Source organism: Streptomyces verrucosisporus (assembly GCF_017114865.1).
Lineage (GTDB): Bacteria > Actinomycetota > Actinomycetes > Streptomycetales > Streptomycetaceae > Streptomyces > Streptomyces fenghuangensis.
The window spans coordinates 1-19,126 of record NZ_JADEYH010000007.1 but is presented as its reverse complement, the minus strand read 5'-3'; the positions used below and the strand labels follow the sequence as shown (position 1 = coordinate 19,126).

Here is a 19,126-nt window from a genome sequence, read left to right as displayed (position 1 = left end):
GGCGGGCGGGCCAGCCGCCACGCACTCGCTTGTCCATTATTCGGACAAGGGCGTCCGCTTTTTACGTGTAGGAGGCAGGGGTCTGCTTTACTCGTCCGCATGACCGCGACGAGCTGCCGCATCCGTGCGACCGAGGCGACCACGACGCCCGGTGCTCGCCGTATGTGTCGAATGTGTGACCGCTGAGGGCCCCCGCCTGAGCCGCCTCGCGCCCCGAAGCGAGACCTGAGCCCCCGCCTCCCGGCGGTCCGCCGGGAGGGCGCCGGATGTGCTCGGCCCCGCGCTCGCCCGCCGTCCGCCCGCACAGCCCGCACCGGGCGTGGCCCGGATTGCGGTTTCCCACCCCTTTCGCCAGGAATCCCCCGTGCCCGGCGCCGCATCCCCGCGCCGCGCACTCGACAGTGATGGACACCCAGTGATCACCACCACGGGACTCACCAAGGTCTACCGTTCCCGAGGCCGCGACGTGACAGCGCTCGACGGCGTCGACCTCCATGTCCGCGAGGGCGAGGTCTTCGGCGTCGTCGGCCGCAGCGGCGCGGGGAAGTCCTCCCTCATCCGCTGCGTCAACCTGCTGGAGCGCCCCACCTCCGGCACGGTCGTCGTCGACGGACAGGACCTCACCGCCCTGGCCGGGCGCGGACCGCGGGCCGGCGCCGAACTGCGCCGGGCCCGCAGCCGCATCGGCATGGTCTTCCAGCACTTCAACCTGCTGTCCTCCCGCACCGTCCAGGGCAACGTCGAACTGCCGCTGGAGATCCTCGGCGTCCCCGGCCGCGAGCGCGCCCGCAAGGCCCGCGAACTGCTCGGCCTGGTCGGCCTCGCCGACCACGCCCGCTCCTGGCCCGCACAGCTCTCCGGCGGCCAGAAGCAGCGCGTCGGCATCGCCCGGGCGCTGGCGGGCGACCCCGGGGTGCTGCTGTCGGACGAGGCGACCTCCGCGCTCGACCCGGAGACCACCCGCTCCGTCCTGGCCCTGCTGCGCGACCTCAACCGGCAGCTCGGTCTGACCGTCCTGCTCATCACCCACGAGATGGACGTGGTCAAGACCGTCTGCGACTCGGCCGCGCTGATGCGGGACGGGAAGGTCGTCGAATCCGGCACCGTCTCCGGTCTGCTGGCCACCCCGGGCTCGGAGCTGGCCCGTGAGCTTTTCCCCCTCGGGGGAGCGGCCCCGGCGGGGGAGACGGAGGCCGGGGACGGTGCGGCCCGGGAGCGCACCGTCGTGGACGTGACCTTCCACGGCGAGAGCACCGGACGGCCGCTGATCTCCCAGCTCTCACGCACCCACGGTATCGACGTGTCGATCCTCGGCGCCGCCATGGACACCATCGGCGGCCGCCAGGTGGGCCGGATGCGGATCGAACTGCCCGGCCGCCGCGCGGACAACGCCGTGCCGGTCGGCTTCCTGCGCGAGCGGGGACTGACCGTCGAGTTCCCCGGGGCGGCCGGAGCCGCCCGGGCCTCCGGAATCCCCGGGGCTTCCGAGGCGCCCGAGACACCCGAGACCTTCGAGACCGTGGAGAAGCCCCGATGACCTGGCCGGAGATGCAGCCCATCCTGCTCCAGGGCACCGTCGACACCCTCTACATGGTCGGCTGGTCCACCCTCGTGACCGTCCTGGGCGGCCTGCCGCTGGGCGTACTGCTGGTGCTCACGGACCGCGGCGGGCTGCTGGCGAACAGGGCGGTCAACAAGGCCGCCGGCACCGTGGTCAACGTCGGGCGCTCCCTGCCCTTCATCATCCTGGTCGTCGCCCTGATCCCCTTCACCCGCATGGTCGTCGGCACCTCCATCGGCCCGACGGCCGCCGTGGTGCCGCTGTCCATCGGCGCCATCCCCTTCTTCGCCCGCCTGGTGGAGACGGCCGTGCGCGAGGTGGACCACGGGCTGGTCGAAGCCGTCCTGTCCATGGGCGGCGGCACCGGCACGGTCGTCCTCAAGGCGCTGCTGCCGCAGGCCCTGCCCTCCCTGGTGGCCGGCCTGACCACCACCGTCATCACCCTAGTCGGCTACTCCGCGATGGCCGGCGCGGTGGGGGCCGAAGGACTGGGCAGCAAGGCCATCACCTACGGCTACCAGCGCTTCGAGACCGGCTTCATGCTCGCCACCGTCGTCGTGCTGCTCGCCCTCGTCACCGCCGTGCAGCTCCTGGGCGACGGCGCGGTACGCCTGCTCTCCCGCCGCGAGCGCACCACCTGAACCACCCCCGATCCACCCCCCCCCACACATGGAAGCCGGACCCCTTGTCCGGCACCGACCGGAGCCCCGGCACCCCGGAGCCCGGAGAACGCACAACGGAAAGAGGCACTCTTCGTGCGCACCGTCACCAAGTCCGCCGTTACCAGGGCCGCCCGCACCAGGGCCGCCGCCCTGGCCACCACCGCGCTGGCCCTGTCGCTGACCGCCTGCGGCACCGACTCCGACCCCGCCGCCTCCGGCGGTCCCGGGAACGCCGACGCACCGCTGACCGTCGCCGCCTCCCCGACCCCGCACGCCGACATCCTCGGCTTCGTCAGGGACAACCTGGCCGAGAAGGCCGGACTGAAACTGGAGGTCAGGGAGTTCACCGACTACGTCCTGCCCAACACCGCCACCGAGAACGGCGAGGTCGACGCCAACTACTTCCAGCACAAGCCCTACCTGGACGACGTCAACGCCAAGCAGGGCACCCACCTGGTGCCCGTGACGGGCGTCCACCTGGAACCGCTGGGCCTGTACTCCTCCACCCTGAAGAAGGCGTCCGAACTCGGCGCCGGCGACACCGTTGCGGTGCCCAACGACACCACCAACGAGGGCCGCGCCCTCAAACTCCTGGACGACCACGGCCTGATCGAGCTGAAGGACGGTGCCGGGCAGGACGCCACCCTGGCCGACATAGCCGACGCCAAGGGCCTGGAGTTCAAGGAGCTGGAGGCGGCCGCGCTGCCCCGCTCCCTCGAAGACGTGGACGCCGCCGTCGTCAACGGCAACTACGCCATCGAGGCCGGTCTGGAGCCCGCCGAGGACGCCCTGGCACTGGAGGCGGCCGAGGGCAACCCCTACGTCAACCTCCTCGTCGTCAAGGAGGGCAACGAGGACGACCCGAGGGTGAGGAAGCTGGCCGACCTGCTGGTCTCCCAGGAGGTCGCCGACTTCATCGAGAAGGAGTACCGGGGCTCGGTGGTGGCCGCCTCCGACGCCTCCTGACACCGGTGGGGTGGTGGGCCGGGCCCCGGCGGGGGTCTCCGGGAGCCCGGCCCACCACCGGGGCCCGCGCTGCACACCGCCGGGGTGATGCTGCATGCTGTGCACTCGACCCCGTCAGGCTGGAGCGGCGCATGACATCCATCTTCCCGGAGATCTCGATCAGCACGGAACGGATCGTGCTGCGTCCCCTCGAGACCGAGGACGCCCCCGCGTTCACCGAGATGATGAACGACGAACTGGTCACCGCCTGGACCTCCGTGCCCGTCCCCTACACCGAGGAGCACGCCCTGGAGTGGATAACCCGGGGTGCGCCCGCGGAGCGGACCGGGGGACGCGGCATCGTCTTCGCCGTCACCGAGTTCCTCACCCAGCGCCTGGTCGGCACCGTCCATCTGCGCAAGGCCGACTGGCGGGTGCTGTCCGCCGAGGCCGCGTACGTGATCGCTCCCTGGGCGCGAGGCGAGGGGTACGCCGCCGAGTCGCTGCTCGCGGCCGCCCAGTGGCTCTTCCAGGACCGGAAGTTCGAGCGGCTGGAGATCCGCACCCCGGCCGACAACACCGCCTCCCAGCAGGTCGCCCAGAAGGTCGGCTGCGTCAGCGAGGGCGTGCTGCGCAACGCCTGGATAGCCCGGACCCGCACCGAGGACGGGAGCTGGACCGACATCCGCACCGACCTGATCGTGTGGAGCCTGCTGCCGGAGGACCTGGAGGACGGGCCGGGCGAGGCGGCCGACGCCGGCGGCTACTCCGCCTACCCCGAGGCCGGGAGCTACTCCGCCTACCCCGACTGGCGCTGACGGCCCGGAAGCACGGGGCACCGGAAGCACGGAGTCCGAGCCGTGAAGCCCCGGGCGTCCCCCCGCGCCGGGCGCGGTAACCTCACTGCGGCGGTGCCGTCCCACCGGCACCGCACCCCGAACCCGTGCGCGCCCCCGCAACGCCTTCCGTCCCCGCCCCCACGACACGCCAGGAGAGAGCCGACGATGGCCGACCGTGTCACCGTGATCGGGTGGGACGGCTCGCCGCTGACCGAGGCCGCCCGCGCCGCCCTCGGAGCCGCCACCCTCGTCGCCGGTGCCGCCCACCACCTGGCCCTCCCCGAAGTCCCGTCCGGTGCCGAGCACATCCGGCTGGGCAGCGTGGCGCTGGCCGCCCGCCGCATCGCCGGGCACCGCGGCACCGCGGTGGTCCTCGCCGACGGCGATCCGGGGTTCTTCGGCGTCGTGCGCACCCTGCGCGCGCCCGAGTACGGCCTGGAGGTCGAGGTCGTACCCGCCGTCTCCTCCGTCGCAGCGGCCTTCGCCCGCGCGGGGATGCCCTGGGACGACGCCCGGATCGTCGTCGCCCACGGCCGTACCCTGCGCCGTGCCGTCAACGTCTGCCGCGCCCACACCAAGGTCGCCGTCCTCACCTCGCCCGGTGCCGGGCCCGCCGAACTGGCCCTGCTGCTGGAAGGGGTGCACCGCACCTTCTTCATCTGCGAGGCGCTGGGCACCGAGCGCGAGCGGGTCACCGTACTGACCTCCGACAAGGCCGCCGACCACGTCTGGCGCGACCCCAACGTCGTGATCGTGGTGGGCGGTTCGGCGGCCGCGGCCGGGCCCGGCACGGCGGGCCGGGGCGGATGGCTGGCCGGATGCGATCCGAACTACCCGCCCACCGTGCGGGGCTGGGCCCTTCCGGCCGCCGAGTACACCGGGCAGGACACCCGGGTGGCCGCGGCGGGGACCGCGGACTCCGCGCAGCTGCGCGCCGCCCAGCTCGCCAGGCTCGGCCCCAGACCGGGCGACCTGCTGTGGGACGTCGGCGCGGGCAGCGGAGCCGTCGCCGTGGAGGCCGCCCGCTTCGGTGCCGCGGTCCTCGCGGTCGAGCGCGACGCGGCGGCCTGCGCGCGGATGTCCGCCGCCGCACGGCACTTCGGCGTCCAGCTCCAGGTCGTGCACGGCATCGCGCCCCTGGCGCTGGAGGCGCTGCCCGAACCCGACGTGGTGCGCGTCGGCGGGGGAGGGGCGCGCACGGTCGCCGCCTGCGCCGACCGCAGGCCCGAGAGGATCGTCACACACGCCTCCACCCGCGACGAGGCCGAGGCCGTCGGGAGGGTGCTGGCGGACGGCGGATACGCCGTGGAGTGCGCCCTGCTCCAGTCCCTGGAACTGGACACCCGGGAGTGGACGGAACGCGAACGCGCGGTCGTCTTCCTGCTGTCCGGCAGCCGGATGTGATCTCGTCCGAGACGAACCGGACCAACCGGGGCCAGTCGTCCACCCCCGCCCCCCACGGGGTGCCGTGGCGGGTAGGCTGATGGACCGTTGTGCCGCCTGCCGGTATTGACACTTTGTCTGTCGATGTCCGGACGGGGCGGACGGGGGCACGGCGGGCGCCCGCTGGGGCCGGAAGGAGCACTACCGATGGGCGAGGGGTACGCATGACTGACACCGGCCGGGTCCCGGACGAGGGACAGCCGGAGAACGCAGGCGGACAGCCGGAGCAGCCGGGCGCACCGGCACCCGGCACGTACACCTTCGCGAGCCCGGTCGAAGGTGTGGCTTCGGGCTACGAGGATGATCTGCTGCTGCCCGGCTCCCACGGATGGGGCGAGGCGCCGGCGTCCGCGCAGCCTCAGGCGCCCGCACCCGTACCCGGCCCGCGAGAGCCGGACGGATACGGGCAGCACCCCGCGCCGCCCGCGCAGACGGTCCAGGGGCACGCGCCCCACACCGCCGCGACACCTCCCAGGCCGCCGCACCTGGGGCCGCCCGTGCCCGAGCAGTCCGGCGTGGTGCGCACGCTGGCCGACCGCAGCAGCGCTCCGGCGCCCACGCCCCCGCAGGGTGTGCCCGTGCGGCAGCCTGGGCCACCGACCACGGGGCCCGAGTACTTCGACGTCGTCCACGAGGAGCCCGCGGCGCAGGCCGCTCCCTCCCCGGAGGCACCCGAGTCCGTCGCGCCCGCTCCCGCCGCGCAGCCCGGCACGCTTCCGTCCGACCCGGTGCAGCCCGGCGCCTGGGCGCCGCAGCCCCCGCCGGCGGAACCCGTGACCGCTCCCGTGCGGCCGGAGGCCGGATGGCCGGCCGAGCCGCTGCCCGGCCCGGACCTCGCCTCGATGCCTCCCGTTCCGGAGACCGGTGAGGCGCCGGCCGCGGAGGCCCCCGCCCCCACTCCCGCCCCGGAGGCGGAGGCCGCGCCCGAGACGGAGACCGTGCCCGAGGCGGAGGCGGCAGAGCCGCAGCCCCAGGAGCCCGCGCCGACGCCGGTGGACGAGACGCCCGCTCCCGCTCCCGCTCCCGCTCCGGAGGCGGAGCCCGTGCCCGAGGCGGAAGCCGGGGCGGAGGAGCCCCCCGTGGCCGCCGCACCTGGCGCCGTGTCACCGGCCGCCGAAACCGGCGCACCCGAGCCCCCCGTGGCCGGCCCCGGACCGCAGCCCGTCCACGAGCCGCGGGAAGTGGAGCCGGAGCAGCCCCAACCCGCCGCCCGGCAGGAGCCCGAACCCGAGGCGCGCAGGACCCCGGGAGACCCGGAGAACGCCGGGGAGCCCGTCGCGGCGGAGGCCCCGGTGGACACCTCGGCGGGGGCGGCCCCCGCCGCGCCCGCTCCCGCCGAACCCACCTCCGGGGAAGCCGCTTCCCAGGAGACGGCCGAGGTGCCTGCCTCCGAACCAGCGGTCACCGAAACCGCGCCGGCCCGGGTGCCGTCCGAGTCCTCCTCCGCCGGGGCTCCCGCCCAGGAGCCCGCGCCGGCGCCGGCGGAGGAGGACCCCGAACCGGCCCCCGAGCAGCAGCTCGCCGTGGCCGCGGTACCCGGCGCCGGGCCGCAGGTGATGGAGGCCGTGGCGGTCACCGCCGAGCCCCCCCGGCAGGACGACGCACAGCCGCCCGCCGACGGCGGGCCCGCCGTACCCGCCGCCGGGCAGGAGCCCGGAACCGGGACGCCGGAGGCGGCCGCCACCGAAACCGACGGAGCTCAGCAGGACGCCGCCGGAACCGGCACCGCCCCCGCCGCCCCGGGCTACGACGAGGCCGAACGCGAGACGCTGCACCGCCTCATGCGCGAGCGGCGCGACATCCGCAACGGCTTCCGCTCCGACCCGATCCCCGACGACGTGCTGCTGCGCGTCCTGGAGGCGGCCCACACCGCCCCCAGCGTCGGCCACTCCCAGCCGTGGGACTTCGTCCTCATCCGCTCCGAGGAGACCCGCAGGACGATGCACGAGCTGGCCATGCGCCAGCGCGAGGCGTACGCCCGGTCGCTGCCCCGGGCCCGCGCCAAGCAGTTCAAGGAGCTGAAGGTCGAGGCGATCCTCGACACCCCGGTCAACATCGTCGTCACCGCCGACCCCACCCGGGGCGGCCGCCACACCCTCGGCCGTCACACCCAGCCGAAGATGGCGCCCTACTCCTCGGCCCTGGCGGTGGAGAACCTCTGGCTCGCGGCCCGCGCCGAGGGCCTGGGCGTGGGCTGGGTCAGCTTCTTCGACGAGCGCGAGATGGTCCGGGTCCTCGGCCTGCCCGAGCACCTGGAGGTCGTCGCCTACCTGTGCATCGGGTACGTGGACGCCTTCCCGGACGAGCCCGAGCTGGTGCAGGCGGGCTGGTCCAAGCGCCGCCCGCTGTCCTGGGTCGTCCACGAGGAGTCCTACGGCCGCCGGGTCCTGCCCGGTGCGGAGGAGCCGCACGACCTGCTCACCGAGACCCTGGCGGGTATCCGCCCGCTGGACGCCAAGGCGCTCGGCGAGGCGTGGGAGCGCCAGAAGCGGATGACCAAGCCGTCCGGCGCGCTCGGCATGCTGGAGATCATCTCCGCGCAGCTCAGCGGTCTGGCCCGGCAGTGCCCCCCGCCGGTCCCCGAGCCCGCGGCCGTCGCCGTCTTCGCCGGGGACCACGGGGTGCACGCTCAGGGCGTCACCGCCTGGCCGCAGGAGGTCACGGCGCAGATGGTCGCCAACTTCCTGGGCGGCGGCGCGGTCTGCAACGCCTTCGCGAACCAGGTGGGCGCCGAGGTCTGCGTGGTGGACGTGGGCGTGGCCGCCGATCTGCCGTCCGCGCCCGGTCTGCTGCCGCGCAAGGTGCGGCCCGGCACGGCGGACTTCACCGCCGGACCCGCGCTCGCCCGCGAGGAGGTGCTGCGCGCGGTCGAGGTGGGCATCGAGACCGCCCGAGATCTGGTGGCGGCGGGCAACAAGGCGCTGCTGACCGGTGAGATGGGCATCGCCAACACCACCGTCTCCGCCGCGCTGATCGCGGTCTTCACCGGCGCCGACCCGGCCGAGGTCACCGGTCGCGGCACCGGCGTCAGCGACGAGATGCACGCACGCAAGGTCGAGGTGGTGCGCCGCGCCCTGGAGCTGCACCGGCCCGACGCCTCCGACCCCCTCGGCGTCCTGGCGGCGGTCGGCGGGCTGGAGCACGCCGCGCTGACCGGACTGATCCTCGGCGGCGCCTCGCTGCGCACCCCCGTCGTCCTCGACGGGGTGAGCGCGGGGGCGGCGGCCCTGGTCGCGCGGGCCATCGCGCCCGAGGCGCTGGCGGCCTGCATCGCCGGCCACCGCAGCGCGGAGCCCGGCCATGTGGCCGCGCTGACCAAGCTGGGCCTGCGCCCCCTGATCGACCTCGACCTGAGGCTCGGCGAGGGGACGGGCGCCCTGCTGGCCCTGCCGGTGGTTCAGAGCGCGGCCCGGGCCATGCACGAGGTGGCCACCTTCGACTCGGCGGGCGTCACCGAGAAGGACTGACACATCCCGCCGCCGCACCGACCGCAGGTCGCCGGAGAGCCGCAGGTCCCCTCCGGTGATCTGCGGCACAGCGGATCCGGGCCGCCGCGTCGTACGCTGCCCGCGCCCACTGCCCTCCGCAGCCAGTCCCGTCTTCGCCGCTCCAGCGCCGCAGCGGCCCGCGATCCTTTGAGGAGCCGCACCGCCATGTCCGAGCACTTCGCGCACCCCGCCTACCCCGTGGGCCTGCGTCTGACCGGGCGCCCTGTGGTCGTCCTCGGCGGCGGGACCGTCGCCCAGCGGCGGCTGCCCGCGCTGCTGGCCGCGGGCGCCGACGTCCTGGTGATCGCGCCCTCGGCCACCCCCTCGGTGGAGGCCATGGCCGAGGCGGGCGAGCTGCGCTGGGAGCGCCGCGCCTACCGCCCGGGGGACCTGGACGGCGCCTGGTACGCGATCGTCGCCACCGACGACGCCGGCGCCAACGAGGCCGCCTCCGCCGAGGCCGAGGAGCGCCGGGTGTGGTGCGTCCGCAGCGACGACGCCGACGCCGCCACCGCCTGGACCCCGGCCACCGGACGCAGCGAGGGCGTCACCGTCGCCGTCCTCACCGGACGCGATCCGCGCCGCTCGGCCGCCGTGCGCGACGCCGTGGTCGAGGGGCTGCGCGACGGCACCCTGACCGCCCCCCGGCACCGAGCCCGCAGGGCCGGCGTCGCACTGGTCGGCGGAGGCCCGGGCGACCCGGACCTGATCACGGTGCGCGGCCGCCGGCTGCTGGCCGAGGCGGACGTGGTGATCGCCGACCGGCTCGGCCCGCGCGACCTGCTGGATGAACTGCCGCCGCACGTCGAGGTGATAGACGCCGCCAAGATCCCCTACGGCCGGGCGATGGCACAGGAGGCCATCAACGCGGCCCTCGTGGAGCACGCCAGGGCCGGAAGGTTCGTCGTACGCCTCAAGGGCGGCGACCCCTATGTCTTCGGCCGCGGCATGGAGGAGGCGCAGGCGCTGGCCGAGGCCGGGATCCCGGTCACGGTGGTGCCCGGCATCTCCAGCTCCGTCAGCGTGCCCGGCGCCGCGGGCATTCCGGTCACACACCGCGGGGTGGCCCACGAGTTCACCGTCGTCAGCGGCCATGTCGCCCCCGGCGATCCGCGTTCGCTGGTGGACTGGGCGGCCCTGGCGAAGCTGCGCGGCACCCTGGTGATGCTGATGGCGGTGGAGCGCATCGGTGCCATCGCCGAGGCCCTCGTCGAGCACGGACGGGCCCCGGACACGCCCGTCGCCGTGGTCCAGGAGGGCACCATGGTCGGCCAGCGCCGGGTGGACGCCACCCTGGCGACCGCGGCGCGCACGGTCGAGGAGGAGGGCGTACGCCCGCCCGCGGTGATCGTGGTCGGAGAGGTGGTCGGCGTGAACCGGGCCGGGGCCGGCCGGTGACGGCGCGGAGGGCCGAGGGCACCGGGAGGACCGGGGCGCAGGGCGTGGACACCGCGGCGCCGGAGGGCGGGACCGGGGCGGCCCGGGACCCGATCAGCGTCGAGGACCCCGGTGATCCGCGCCTGGGCGACTACACCGGCCTGACCGACGTCCGGCTGCGGCGCGTGCGCGAACCGGCGGAGGGCCTGTTCATCGCCGAGGGCGAGAAGGTCATCCGGCGCGCCCTCGCGGCCGGCTACGAGATGCGGTCGATGCTGCTGACGCCCAAGTGGGCCGATGCGATGCGCGACGTGGTCGCCGGTACCCGGGCGCCCGTATACAGCGTCGGCCCGGAGGCGGCCGAGCGGGTGACGGGCTACCACGTGCACCGCGGGGCCCTGGCCTCGATGCGGCGCAAGCCCCTCCCGGACCCGGCGGACCTGCTGGCGGACGCGCGCCGGGTGGCGGTGCTGGAGGCCGTGAACGATCACACCAACATCGGCGCCCTGTTCCGCAGCGCCGCGGCACTGGGCATGGACGCGGTACTGCTTTCACCGGACTGCGCCGACCCTCTCTACCGGCGTTCGGTCAAGGTCTCCATGGGCGCGGTCCTCCAGGTGCCGTGGACCAGGCTGGAGTCCTGGCCGGGGGGTATCGACGTGCTGCGGGAGGCGGGGTACGTCACCGCGGCGCTCGCCCTGGACGAGAACGCGGTCGGGCTCGGCGAGTTCGCGGCCCGCCGGCACCCCCGGACCGCCCTGATCCTCGGCTCGGAGGGGGAAGGTCTGCGCCCGTCCACGGTCGCGGCCGCCGACGTGGCCGTGCGGATCCCCATGAGCGCGGGCGTGGACTCCCTCAACGTCGCCGCGGCCGCGGCCGTGGCCTTCTACGCGACCGGCCCCGCCGCGGTGTGAGTCCGTCCGTGTGCCCCCTGTCCGCCAAAGCGGGCATCTGGTGACACTGGGTGATAAAGTGGGCGCGCCAGTACTCGGTCGGCGCGGCCGACGGCGGGCCGACCGCCGACCGGCCCGCTCACGTCGATGACACGCAGGTCTGTACTGGGGGTGCAGATCTCGACTTTGCCCCATCCAGAGGGCGGTCGGGTCGGGGCTGTCCGTGCTCGCCCAGGCCGTCCTCCCGAAGGGAAGGAAGACGACCGATGAGCACCCAGCCCGTCTCACACCCCCCGGTGGTCAGAGCCCTGTGGGTCCTGGTCGCCGTTCTGTTCTCCGCCCTCGTCGCACTGGTCGCGGGCATCCTCTCCGGCGCCGCGGGCAGTACCCTCCCCGAAGCCGCGCTGCACGCGGGCGGCGCCTTCGCCGCGACCCTCCCGTTGTGCCTGACCGTCCTGTCGGCGCTCGGCGCGCTGTAGACACCGGAAGTGAGCGGGCGTCAACGAGCCGGGTGCTCCGCCGGACCGGTGGAGCCCGGCACCCCGGCCCCGGTCGCGCCCGCAACCGCGTCCCCGTTTCCGACGGCCGGACCCGCGGGACGCCCCAGCCCCCGCGCCGGCCCCTGACAGCCCTGTGCCGCCGCGATGCCGAGTGCGACCAGCAGCGTCACCGTCACGAACACGACCAGGCGCTGGCGCAGCAGACGGGGGTTCGCCGGCCGCCGAGGCCCCGGCCGGGTGCCGCCCGCGGTCCGTACCGGACGACGGGCCGACGCCCCTCCCGCCGCGCCGCCCGCCCGCCCGCCGGTGGAGGGACGGGATGTGCTCCGGGCCGGTGTACGAGGCGCAGGGCCCCTGGACGTGCCCGCCCCGTCCCGGTCGGCGAGACCCGCGCGGCCGGAGACACCCTGGGAGCCGCGACCGCCCGAGGGGCGGTCGCCGTCGCGCGAGGTGCGCTGCCGAAGATACTGCTCGGCCCGTTTCCCGGTCGGCCGCGCCGGGCGTACGGCTGCCCCCGTGGCCGCGCCCTCGGGCAGCCCGCGCGCCTCCCGGGCGGCGATCTCCCGCAGCCGCAGCGACAGCTGCAGGGTGCTCGGCCTGTCCTCCGGATCCTTCGCCAGGCATGTCCGCACCAGTGGCGCCAACGCCGCGTGCACACCGTGCAGCTGGGGCTCCTCGTGCACCACCCGGTACAGCATCACCTCCGAACTGCCGTGCCCGAAAGGCGAGTCCGCGGTCGCCGCATACGCCAGAGTCGCGCCCAGCGAGAACACGTCCGTCGCCGGGGTCACCGCCGCCCCCCGCACCTGCTCGGGCGCCAGGAAGCCCGGGGAGCCCACCGCCGTGCCGACGTGGGTGAGGGTGCTGGCGCCGGTCGCCCAGGCGATGCCGAAGTCGATGATGCGCGGGCCCTTGGGTGACAGCAGGATGTTCGACGGCTTCAGGTCCCGGTGCACCACACCGGCCTCGTGCACCGCCACCAGCCCCTCGGCCAGCGCCGCGCCGATCGAGGCGACCTGTGCGGCGGGCAGCGGGCCCTCCTCGCTCACCTTGTCGTGCAGCGAGGGCCCCGGCACGTACTGGGTGGCGAACCACGGGCGGTCCGCCTCCAGGTCCGCCGCCACGAGCCGGGCCGTGCAGCCGCCGCGGATCCGGCGGGCGGCCGACACCTCGCGCGCGAAGCGCGAGCGGAATTCGGGGTCCTCCGCGAGATCCGGCCGGATCACCTTCAGCGCCACCCGCTGACCGCGCCGGTCGGAGCCGAGGTACACCACGCCCATGCCGCCCGCGCCCAGCCGCCGGTGGAGCCTGAACGAGCCGACGACTCGCGGGTCCTCGCGCCGGAGCCGCATCATCGCCATGTCCTTCCCCTACCTCCGGCCGGGAGCCCGTCCCGCCCCGGTGGGCGGCCCCGCACTGCCCGGTCCCTCTGACGTGCCACAGCTTACGGACTGCGGCCCCCTCCCGCCGACAGGCCGCGCATGGGGAACAGACCGGTTGTCAGTGCCCGGTGGGAGACTGAAGGGGTGGGCGCGCGGTGGTCAGGGGCGGGAGAAGTCCTGCTCAGGAAGCGTCCGACAGGCCTTCCCGGAAGGGGGATCGCACGATGAAGGGCGATTGGGTGGAGATCGTGGTGGACGCCGGAGACACCACCCGCACCTATGAGATGGCGGCCACGCGTGCGGGTCGGCGGGTGGAGACGCAGGTGCGCAGGGGAGTGGTGGAGGTGAGCGAGATCACCCGCAGCGGCACGGTGGTGCGCACCGCGCGCTTCATGGCCAACCGGGTCCTGGCCCTGGTCGAGCACCCGGTGCCGCGGGAGGACGCCGCACAGGAGCCGGCCCGCTGACCGGCGGCGCGGGTGAGTGCCCTTCCCCTCCGGGAAGACCCGGGCCCCGTAAGGCGCCCCTCCACCCTGGGGAGTACCCGGGGAGGAGGGGAGTCATCCTGCGGGAGGCCTCCGTTCGGTACGCGGGCATGACGCCGAGGGACGCCCCCACTCCTAGTGTTGTTCTCAAGCGGCGGGTGCAGCACTCGTCCCCCGAGGTCAGACGCCCGCCGCCCCGTACCACGACAGGAGCGGAACCATGGCGCACACAGCACAGCGCCCGGCGTCCCGGACGCAGGGACGCCTGGCGGACCTCGCCGCCCTCGGCACCCGGCCGGGCGGACGCCGCCACCCGCTGGTGGCCGCCGTCATGGTCCTTCCGCTGGCCGTCCTGCTGGCCGTCGTCTTCGGCGGGGCGGAAGCGGTGATCACACAGGCGTCGTCCGTGGCCGGACTGCTGGGGCTCTGACACAGGGCCCCGGGCTCGGGAGAGCGGCCCGAGCCGGGACATCCGGTCACCCAACCCCGTGGGGACGGGGGTACGGCGGACGGCGTGAGGCCCGGGCAGTTGGGGAACTGCCCGGGCATCGCGCCGTTTTGGGCCGTACGATCCGCCGCACGGCCCGCGCCCGCGGGCCCGGGAGGGGCAAGAACACCGTGGCGCACGCACCGCTCATCGCACATCTCGCCCACCGGGCGGCCCTGGCCGACGCCGCGGCATCCGCCCGCCCCGCGGCCGCCGGCGGTACCGGCCGGCCCGTGGTGCTGGCCGAGCGGGCCGACGCCACCGTCGTACGCGGAGGGAGCGTCGTGGCCAAGGCGCACGCCCCATGCGGCGACCTCGGACGGCTCGCGCTCCGGCTGGACGTCGCCGCCCACCCGCTGCTCGACCGCGTCCTGCTCGCGCCGCTGCCCGCCGCCGAAAGCCCGTGGACCGGGGCCCGGGAAACGGGGGAGGGGCCGAAGCGGCGGCTTGTGGACACCCTGCCCGACGGCCGTCCGGTGAGCCTGTGGCCCTACGGCACCCCCGTGGACCCCGGCGCGCCCGAGGCCGCCCCCTGGGAGGCGCTCGGCGCGCTGCTCGCCCGCCTGCACGCCGTACCGCTCGCAGCGCTGCCCGGAGCGCTCCCGCCGATGCGCGGTCCCGACAAGGCCGTCCGCGCCCTGGAGTCCCTGCGCCGCACGGTCCGCCGCACCGCCGCTGCACGGGCGGTCGAGGCGGCCTGGGCCGCCCTGCCCGCGTGGACGCGCGACGAGGCCCCGCCACCGCGTGCGGACGCCCTCTGCCACGGCGACCTCCATCTGGGCCAACTCGTCCGGCACCCGGCGCCCGACGGCCCCTGGCACCTCATCGACATCGACGACCTGGGCCTGGGCGACCCGGCCTGGGACCTGGCCCGGCCTGCCGCCTGGTTCGCCACCGGGCTGCTGGCCCCTGCGGACTTCGGCCGCTTTCTCGACGCCTACCGGGCCGCCGGCGGTACCGCGCTCCCCGGCGGTGCGGACGGCCTCCCTCTCGACCCCTGGCCTCGGCTGGACGCCCCCGCGCGGGCGCTGACGGTCCAACTGGCGGCCCGCGCACTGGTCCGGGCCGAGGCCGAGGGCCGCGCGCCGGACGAGACCGACCGTGCCCTGGTCGACGCCTGTTCCCGCATCGCGGGGTCCTGAAGGAGCCGCGAGCCCTACGCTGGGCGCGCCCGGACGGCCCGCCCCCACCGATCCGACCGGTACGCGGACGCATCCGGAACACCCCGCGGCGCGTCTGTACGACCACACAGTCCCTACCGTCACGGAGGCGAGAGACGATGCAGTGCCCCAAGTGCCGAGCGCACATGCAGACGTACAACCGCAGCGGAGTCCAGATCGAGCAGTGCGGCGGCTGCCGGGGGGTCTTCCTCGACTACGGGGAGCTGGAGGCGCTCACCCGTCTCGAGTCGCAGTGGTCGCAGCCGGCGCCGCCCCCGCCGGGTCCGGCCGCCCAGCCCTACCCGCCGGCCCCTCCGGCGTGGGGAGCCCCGCACCACGGCCACCACGGTCATCACGGCCGCCACAAGAGCTTCAGCCGGATGCTGTTCTCCTCCTGACCGTGCTCCGGCCGTGACCGCGGGAAGGCCGGGAACACGATGAAGGGCCGGAGCAACAGGCTCCGGCCCTTCGGGATGTGGACGATACTGGGATTGAACCAGTGACCTCTTCCGTGTCAGGGAAGCGCTCTCCCGCTGAGCTAATCGTCCGCAGTGCGGTGTGCCGCGTGCGCGATACTGGGATTGAACCAGTGACCTCTTCCGTGTCAGGGAAGCGCTCTCCCGCTGAGCTAATCGCGCGGAACAAGGACCCCGAGCGAGGGGCCCTCAGTGGACGATACTGGGATTGAACCAGTGACCTCTTCCGTGTCAGGGAAGCGCTCTCCCGCTGAGCTAATCGTCCGAGGTGGAGACGGGATTTGAACCCGTGTAGACGGCTTTGCAGGCCGTTGCCTCGCCTCTCGGCCACTCCACCAGTGCGGGGGCCGCGGGGCCCCCATCGAGCGGACGACGAGACTCGAACTCGCGACATCCACCTTGGCAAGGTGGTGCTCTACCAACTGAGCTACGTCCGCAGTGCCTCCCCCGGGTGATGCCCGGGAGGTGCCGCCACCTCCCGCTGCCGCGCTCGGTGACGACATGAACTCTAGCGGATTCCCGGGCCAGCTCAAATTCCGTTTCCCCAGCGTGCCCGCCATAGACTCGCCGCGTGCACGATCCGGCCCCTGCAGCCCGCTTCGGCGGCCTTGTCGCCACCGACCTGCGCGACGTCACCAGCGACCCCGCCGCCCTGGACTCCACGGGCTGGTGGGCGGTGGTCGCCGACTTCGAGGGGCGTCTGGTCTGCGCCCGCTTCGGCGACGTGCGGCCCGCCCCCGTACCCCGCCCCCGGCCGGGGCGCTGGCGCGGACCGGACACCGGCGCCTGGACGTCCTCCCTGGACCGCGCCGCCTACACCGCGGGCGTGCGACGCATACGCGAGCACATAGCGGCCGGCGAGGTCTACCAGGCCAACCTCTGCCGCGTGCTCACCGCGCCGCTGCCCGACCCGTCCGCCGCCGACCCCGACGAACTGACCGCGCTCCTGGCGCGCGGCAACCCCGCCCCCCACGCCGGCACCGTCCGCCTCCCAGCCCACGGGGTCGAGATCGCCACGGCCTCGCCCGAGCTCTACCTGGCCCGCCGAGGGCGCACCGTGGAGTCCCGCCCCATCAAGGGCACCGGACGCACGGCCGCCGACCTGCTGGACAAGGACCACGCCGAGAACGTGATGATCGTGGACCTGGTCCGCAACGACCTCGGCCGTGTCAGCGCCACCGGGTCGGTCACCGTCCCCGCCCTGTGCGCCGTCGAGCCGCACCCCGGGCTCGTCCACCTGGTCTCCGCCGTCCGCGGCGAACTGGCGCCCGGGACCGGCTGGGCCGGACTGCTGGAGCACACCTTCCCGCCCGGCTCGGTCACCGGCGCCCCCAAGTCCAGCGCCCTGCGCGTCATCCGCTCGCTGGAGACCGCCCCGCGCGGCCCGTACTGCGGCGGCATCGGCTGGGTGGACGCCGACCGCGGCACCGGGGAACTGGCCGTGGGCATCCGCACCTTCTGGATCGACCGCACCGCGCCCGGCGGCCCGGTGCTGCGCTTCGGCACCGGCGCCGGGATCACCTGGGGGTCGGACCCGGAGCGGGAGTGGGAGGAGACCGAACTGAAGGCGGAGCGGCTGCTCACGGTAGCGTCGGGGGAGTACGCGAAGACGCCTCCTGAGAGCGGCGCGATCCGGACCACCGGCGCGGCGGGCACGACAGGCGGGACCGGAGGAGCTGGGGCATGACGCTGATCTGGGTGGACGGAGAACTGCGGGACGCCGACGCCGCACGGGTGTCCGTGCTCGACCACGGACTGACCGTCGGCGACGGGATCTTCGAGACGGTCAAGGCCGTCGGCGGGCGCACCTTCGCCCTCACCCGCCACCTGGAGCGCCTGGCCGCCTCCGCCCGCGGCCTGGGCCTGCCCGAACCGGACCTGGACGAGGTGCGCCGCGCCTGCGCCGCCGTGGTGGAGGCCAACCCCGTGCCGCTGGGACGGCTGCGGATCACCTACACCGGCGGGCTCTCCCCCCTCGGCTCCGACCGCGGCGACGCCGGGCCCACCCTGGTCGTCGCCGTCGGCGAGGCGAAGCCCCGCCCCGACACCACCGCCGTCGTCACCGTCCCCTGGGTCCGCAACGAGCGCGGCGCGCTGGCCGGCCTGAAGACCACCTCCTACGCCGAGAACGTCGTCGCGCTGGCCCACGCCCGCCGGCAGGGAGCCTCGGAGGCCCTGTTCGGCAACACCGTCGGGCAGCTGTGCGAGGGCACCGGCTCCAACGTCTTCGTCGTCCTCGACGGCGAGACGCACACCCCGCCGCTCGCCTCCGGCTGCCTCGCCGGGATCACCCGCGCACTGGTGGCCGAGTGGACGGGGGCGCAGGAGACCGACCTGCCGGTGGACGTCCTGGAGCGGGCCGAGGAGGTCTTCCTCACCTCCACCCTGCGCGACGTCCAGGCCGTGCACCGGGTCGACGGACGCGAACTGCCCTCCGCGCCCGGACCGGTCACGGCCAAGGCGATGCGGGTCTTCGCCGAGCGCTCGGCGGCCGACATCGACCCGTGAGGCGCCTCAGGGGATCCCGGTGTCCCAGGTCTTCCCCGTACCCGGGTGACAGCGGGGCCCCGCGGTGGGTAGGACCCGGGCGATGACCACCACCCTGCGCCCCACCGGACCCGAGCGGCGCGCCGCGGACGGCGCCCGCTCCCGCTCGTACGACATCTGCGTCAACGGCCGCCCCGCCGGCAGTCTGCGCCTGGCCACGGACGAGCGCTTCGGCCCGTCGGCCGGCCGCATCGAGGAGCTCGCCGTCCACGGGCCCGACCGCTGCCGCGGCCGGGCCACCGTCGCCGCGCTCGCGGCCGAGGAGGTGCTGCGCGGCTGGGGCTGCCGCCGGATCGAGGCGAGCGTCCCGGCGGACGCCGACCCCGCCCTGCGGCTGGCCGCGGCCCTGGGCTACACCGAGCGCAGCCGGAGCATGGCCAAGGAACTGTCCGGGGCGCCCGTGCTGCCGCCGGGCAGCACGGTGCGCCCCCTGGAGGCGGACGAGTACCCGGCGTGGCTGGAGAGCCGCCGGGAGGCCTACGTCCGCCTCTGGACCGAGCGGGGCATGGACCCGGCACGGGCCCGCACCAGGTCCGGGGCGGACCACACCGAGCTGCTGCCCGGCGGACCGGACACCGCGGGCACCGCCCTGCGGGTCCTCGTCCACGGGGGAGCGGACGTCGGCACGCTCTGGCTGGCGACGGCTCGCGCGCGTGGATCCGGTGCCTGGGTATTCGACATCGAGGTGGACCCGGCGCACCGCGGCCGGGGCCACGGCCGGACGCTGATGCTCGCCGCCGAGCGCGAGTGCCTGGCGGCCGGGGTGCGCACGCTCGGGCTGAACGTCTTCACGGACAACACCGCGGCCCTGCGGCTGTACGAGTCGCTCGGCCACCGGCCGACCGCCCACCATCTGCACAAGCCGCTGCTCTGAGCGTCTC

General features: G+C 75.0%; 17 protein-coding genes and 5 tRNA genes. 16 read left to right on the top strand and 6 right to left on the bottom strand.

What is annotated here, in order from left to right; translation table 11 throughout:
- Positions 1 to 415: 415 nt before the first annotated feature.
- From IQ279_RS10530 to IQ279_RS10490, 9 genes are all read left to right on the top strand, one after another.
- Positions 416 to 1,537, top strand: a complete 1,122-nt coding sequence (locus IQ279_RS10530) for a methionine ABC transporter ATP-binding protein (RefSeq protein WP_206348127.1) — start codon at positions 416 to 418, stop codon at positions 1,535 to 1,537.
- The gene (locus IQ279_RS10525) at positions 1,534 to 2,202 is read left to right on the top strand and encodes a methionine ABC transporter permease (protein ID WP_206348126.1); all 669 of its coding nucleotides are present in this window, start codon (positions 1,534 to 1,536) and stop codon (positions 2,200 to 2,202) included. Before IQ279_RS10530 ends, IQ279_RS10525 begins: the two co-directional genes overlap by 4 nt.
- A gap of 114 nt (positions 2,203 to 2,316) precedes the next feature.
- Positions 2,317 to 3,189: a MetQ/NlpA family ABC transporter substrate-binding protein gene (locus IQ279_RS10520; RefSeq protein WP_206348125.1), complete on the top strand. Its 873-nt coding sequence runs from the start codon at positions 2,317 to 2,319 to the stop codon at positions 3,187 to 3,189.
- A gap of 131 nt (positions 3,190 to 3,320) precedes the next feature.
- The gene (locus tag IQ279_RS10515; RefSeq protein ID WP_206348124.1) at positions 3,321 to 3,986 is read left to right on the top strand and encodes a GNAT family N-acetyltransferase; all 666 of its coding nucleotides are present in this window, start codon (positions 3,321 to 3,323) and stop codon (positions 3,984 to 3,986) included.
- Between the two features lie 186 nt (positions 3,987 to 4,172).
- The gene (cbiE, locus tag IQ279_RS10510) at positions 4,173 to 5,411 is read left to right on the top strand and encodes a precorrin-6y C5,15-methyltransferase (decarboxylating) subunit CbiE (RefSeq protein WP_206348123.1); all 1,239 of its coding nucleotides are present in this window, start codon (positions 4,173 to 4,175) and stop codon (positions 5,409 to 5,411) included.
- Between the two features lie 203 nt (positions 5,412 to 5,614).
- The gene (cobT, locus tag IQ279_RS10505; RefSeq protein WP_206348122.1) at positions 5,615 to 8,917 is read left to right on the top strand and encodes a nicotinate-nucleotide--dimethylbenzimidazole phosphoribosyltransferase; all 3,303 of its coding nucleotides are present in this window, start codon (positions 5,615 to 5,617) and stop codon (positions 8,915 to 8,917) included.
- Between the two features lie 186 nt (positions 8,918 to 9,103).
- Complete coding sequence (gene cobA / locus IQ279_RS10500) at positions 9,104 to 10,336, top strand: uroporphyrinogen-III C-methyltransferase (RefSeq protein ID WP_206348121.1); 1,233 nt, start codon at positions 9,104 to 9,106, stop codon at positions 10,334 to 10,336.
- Between the two features lie 44 nt (positions 10,337 to 10,380).
- Positions 10,381 to 11,229, top strand: coding sequence for a TrmH family RNA methyltransferase (locus IQ279_RS10495; protein WP_206348120.1), 849 nt, complete (start codon positions 10,381 to 10,383; stop codon positions 11,227 to 11,229).
- Between the two features lie 245 nt (positions 11,230 to 11,474).
- Positions 11,475 to 11,687, top strand: a complete 213-nt coding sequence (locus tag IQ279_RS10490; RefSeq protein WP_206348119.1) for a hypothetical protein — start codon at positions 11,475 to 11,477, stop codon at positions 11,685 to 11,687.
- A 20-nt stretch (positions 11,688 to 11,707) separates the two neighbouring features.
- Here the strand turns inward: IQ279_RS10490 and IQ279_RS10485 are convergent, their stop codons facing one another.
- The gene (locus IQ279_RS10485) at positions 11,708 to 13,069 is read right to left on the bottom strand and encodes a serine/threonine-protein kinase (RefSeq protein WP_206348118.1); all 1,362 of its coding nucleotides are present in this window, start codon (positions 13,067 to 13,069) and stop codon (positions 11,708 to 11,710) included.
- Between the two features lie 245 nt (positions 13,070 to 13,314).
- On the opposite strand from IQ279_RS10485, the gene IQ279_RS10480 reads away from it, so the two are divergent.
- From IQ279_RS10480 to IQ279_RS10465, 4 genes are all read left to right on the top strand, one after another.
- On the top strand, positions 13,315 to 13,557 hold the full coding sequence (locus IQ279_RS10480; RefSeq protein WP_093850830.1) for a DUF8836 family protein: 243 nt from the start codon (positions 13,315 to 13,317) through the stop codon (positions 13,555 to 13,557).
- 238 nt (positions 13,558 to 13,795) lie between these two features.
- Positions 13,796 to 14,005, top strand: coding sequence for a hypothetical protein (locus IQ279_RS10475; protein WP_206348117.1), 210 nt, complete (start codon positions 13,796 to 13,798; stop codon positions 14,003 to 14,005).
- A 188-nt stretch (positions 14,006 to 14,193) separates the two neighbouring features.
- Positions 14,194 to 15,204, top strand: coding sequence for a phosphotransferase family protein (locus IQ279_RS10470; RefSeq protein ID WP_372445118.1), 1,011 nt, complete (start codon positions 14,194 to 14,196; stop codon positions 15,202 to 15,204).
- A gap of 137 nt (positions 15,205 to 15,341) precedes the next feature.
- Positions 15,342 to 15,620: a TFIIB-type zinc ribbon-containing protein gene (locus tag IQ279_RS10465; RefSeq protein ID WP_206348116.1), complete on the top strand. Its 279-nt coding sequence runs from the start codon at positions 15,342 to 15,344 to the stop codon at positions 15,618 to 15,620.
- Between the two features lie 78 nt (positions 15,621 to 15,698).
- On the opposite strand, the gene IQ279_RS10460 is transcribed toward IQ279_RS10465, so the two are convergent.
- From IQ279_RS10460 to IQ279_RS10440, 5 genes are all read right to left on the bottom strand, one after another.
- Positions 15,699 to 15,770: transfer RNA gene (locus IQ279_RS10460), tRNA-Val, on the bottom strand.
- 18 nt (positions 15,771 to 15,788) lie between these two features.
- Positions 15,789 to 15,860, bottom strand: a tRNA-Val gene (locus tag IQ279_RS10455).
- 31 nt (positions 15,861 to 15,891) lie between these two features.
- Positions 15,892 to 15,963: transfer RNA gene (locus IQ279_RS10450), tRNA-Val, on the bottom strand.
- Position 15,964: 1 nt separating this feature from the next.
- Positions 15,965 to 16,035: transfer RNA gene (locus IQ279_RS10445), tRNA-Cys, on the bottom strand.
- A 27-nt stretch (positions 16,036 to 16,062) separates the two neighbouring features.
- A tRNA-Gly gene (locus IQ279_RS10440) sits at positions 16,063 to 16,135 on the bottom strand.
- Positions 16,136 to 16,269: 134 nt separating this feature from the next.
- Between IQ279_RS10440 and IQ279_RS10435 the strand changes: the two genes are divergently transcribed.
- From IQ279_RS10435 to IQ279_RS10425, 3 genes are all read left to right on the top strand, one after another.
- The gene (locus tag IQ279_RS10435) at positions 16,270 to 17,385 is read left to right on the top strand and encodes a chorismate-binding protein (RefSeq protein WP_206348115.1); all 1,116 of its coding nucleotides are present in this window, start codon (positions 16,270 to 16,272) and stop codon (positions 17,383 to 17,385) included.
- Positions 17,382 to 18,206: an aminotransferase class IV gene (locus IQ279_RS10430; protein ID WP_206348114.1), complete on the top strand. Its 825-nt coding sequence runs from the start codon at positions 17,382 to 17,384 to the stop codon at positions 18,204 to 18,206. The genes IQ279_RS10435 and IQ279_RS10430 overlap by 4 nt, the downstream gene beginning before the upstream one ends.
- Positions 18,207 to 18,288: 82 nt before the next feature.
- Positions 18,289 to 19,119, top strand: a complete 831-nt coding sequence (locus IQ279_RS10425) for a GNAT family N-acetyltransferase (protein ID WP_206348113.1) — start codon at positions 18,289 to 18,291, stop codon at positions 19,117 to 19,119.
- Positions 19,120 to 19,126: the final 7 nt, after the last annotated feature.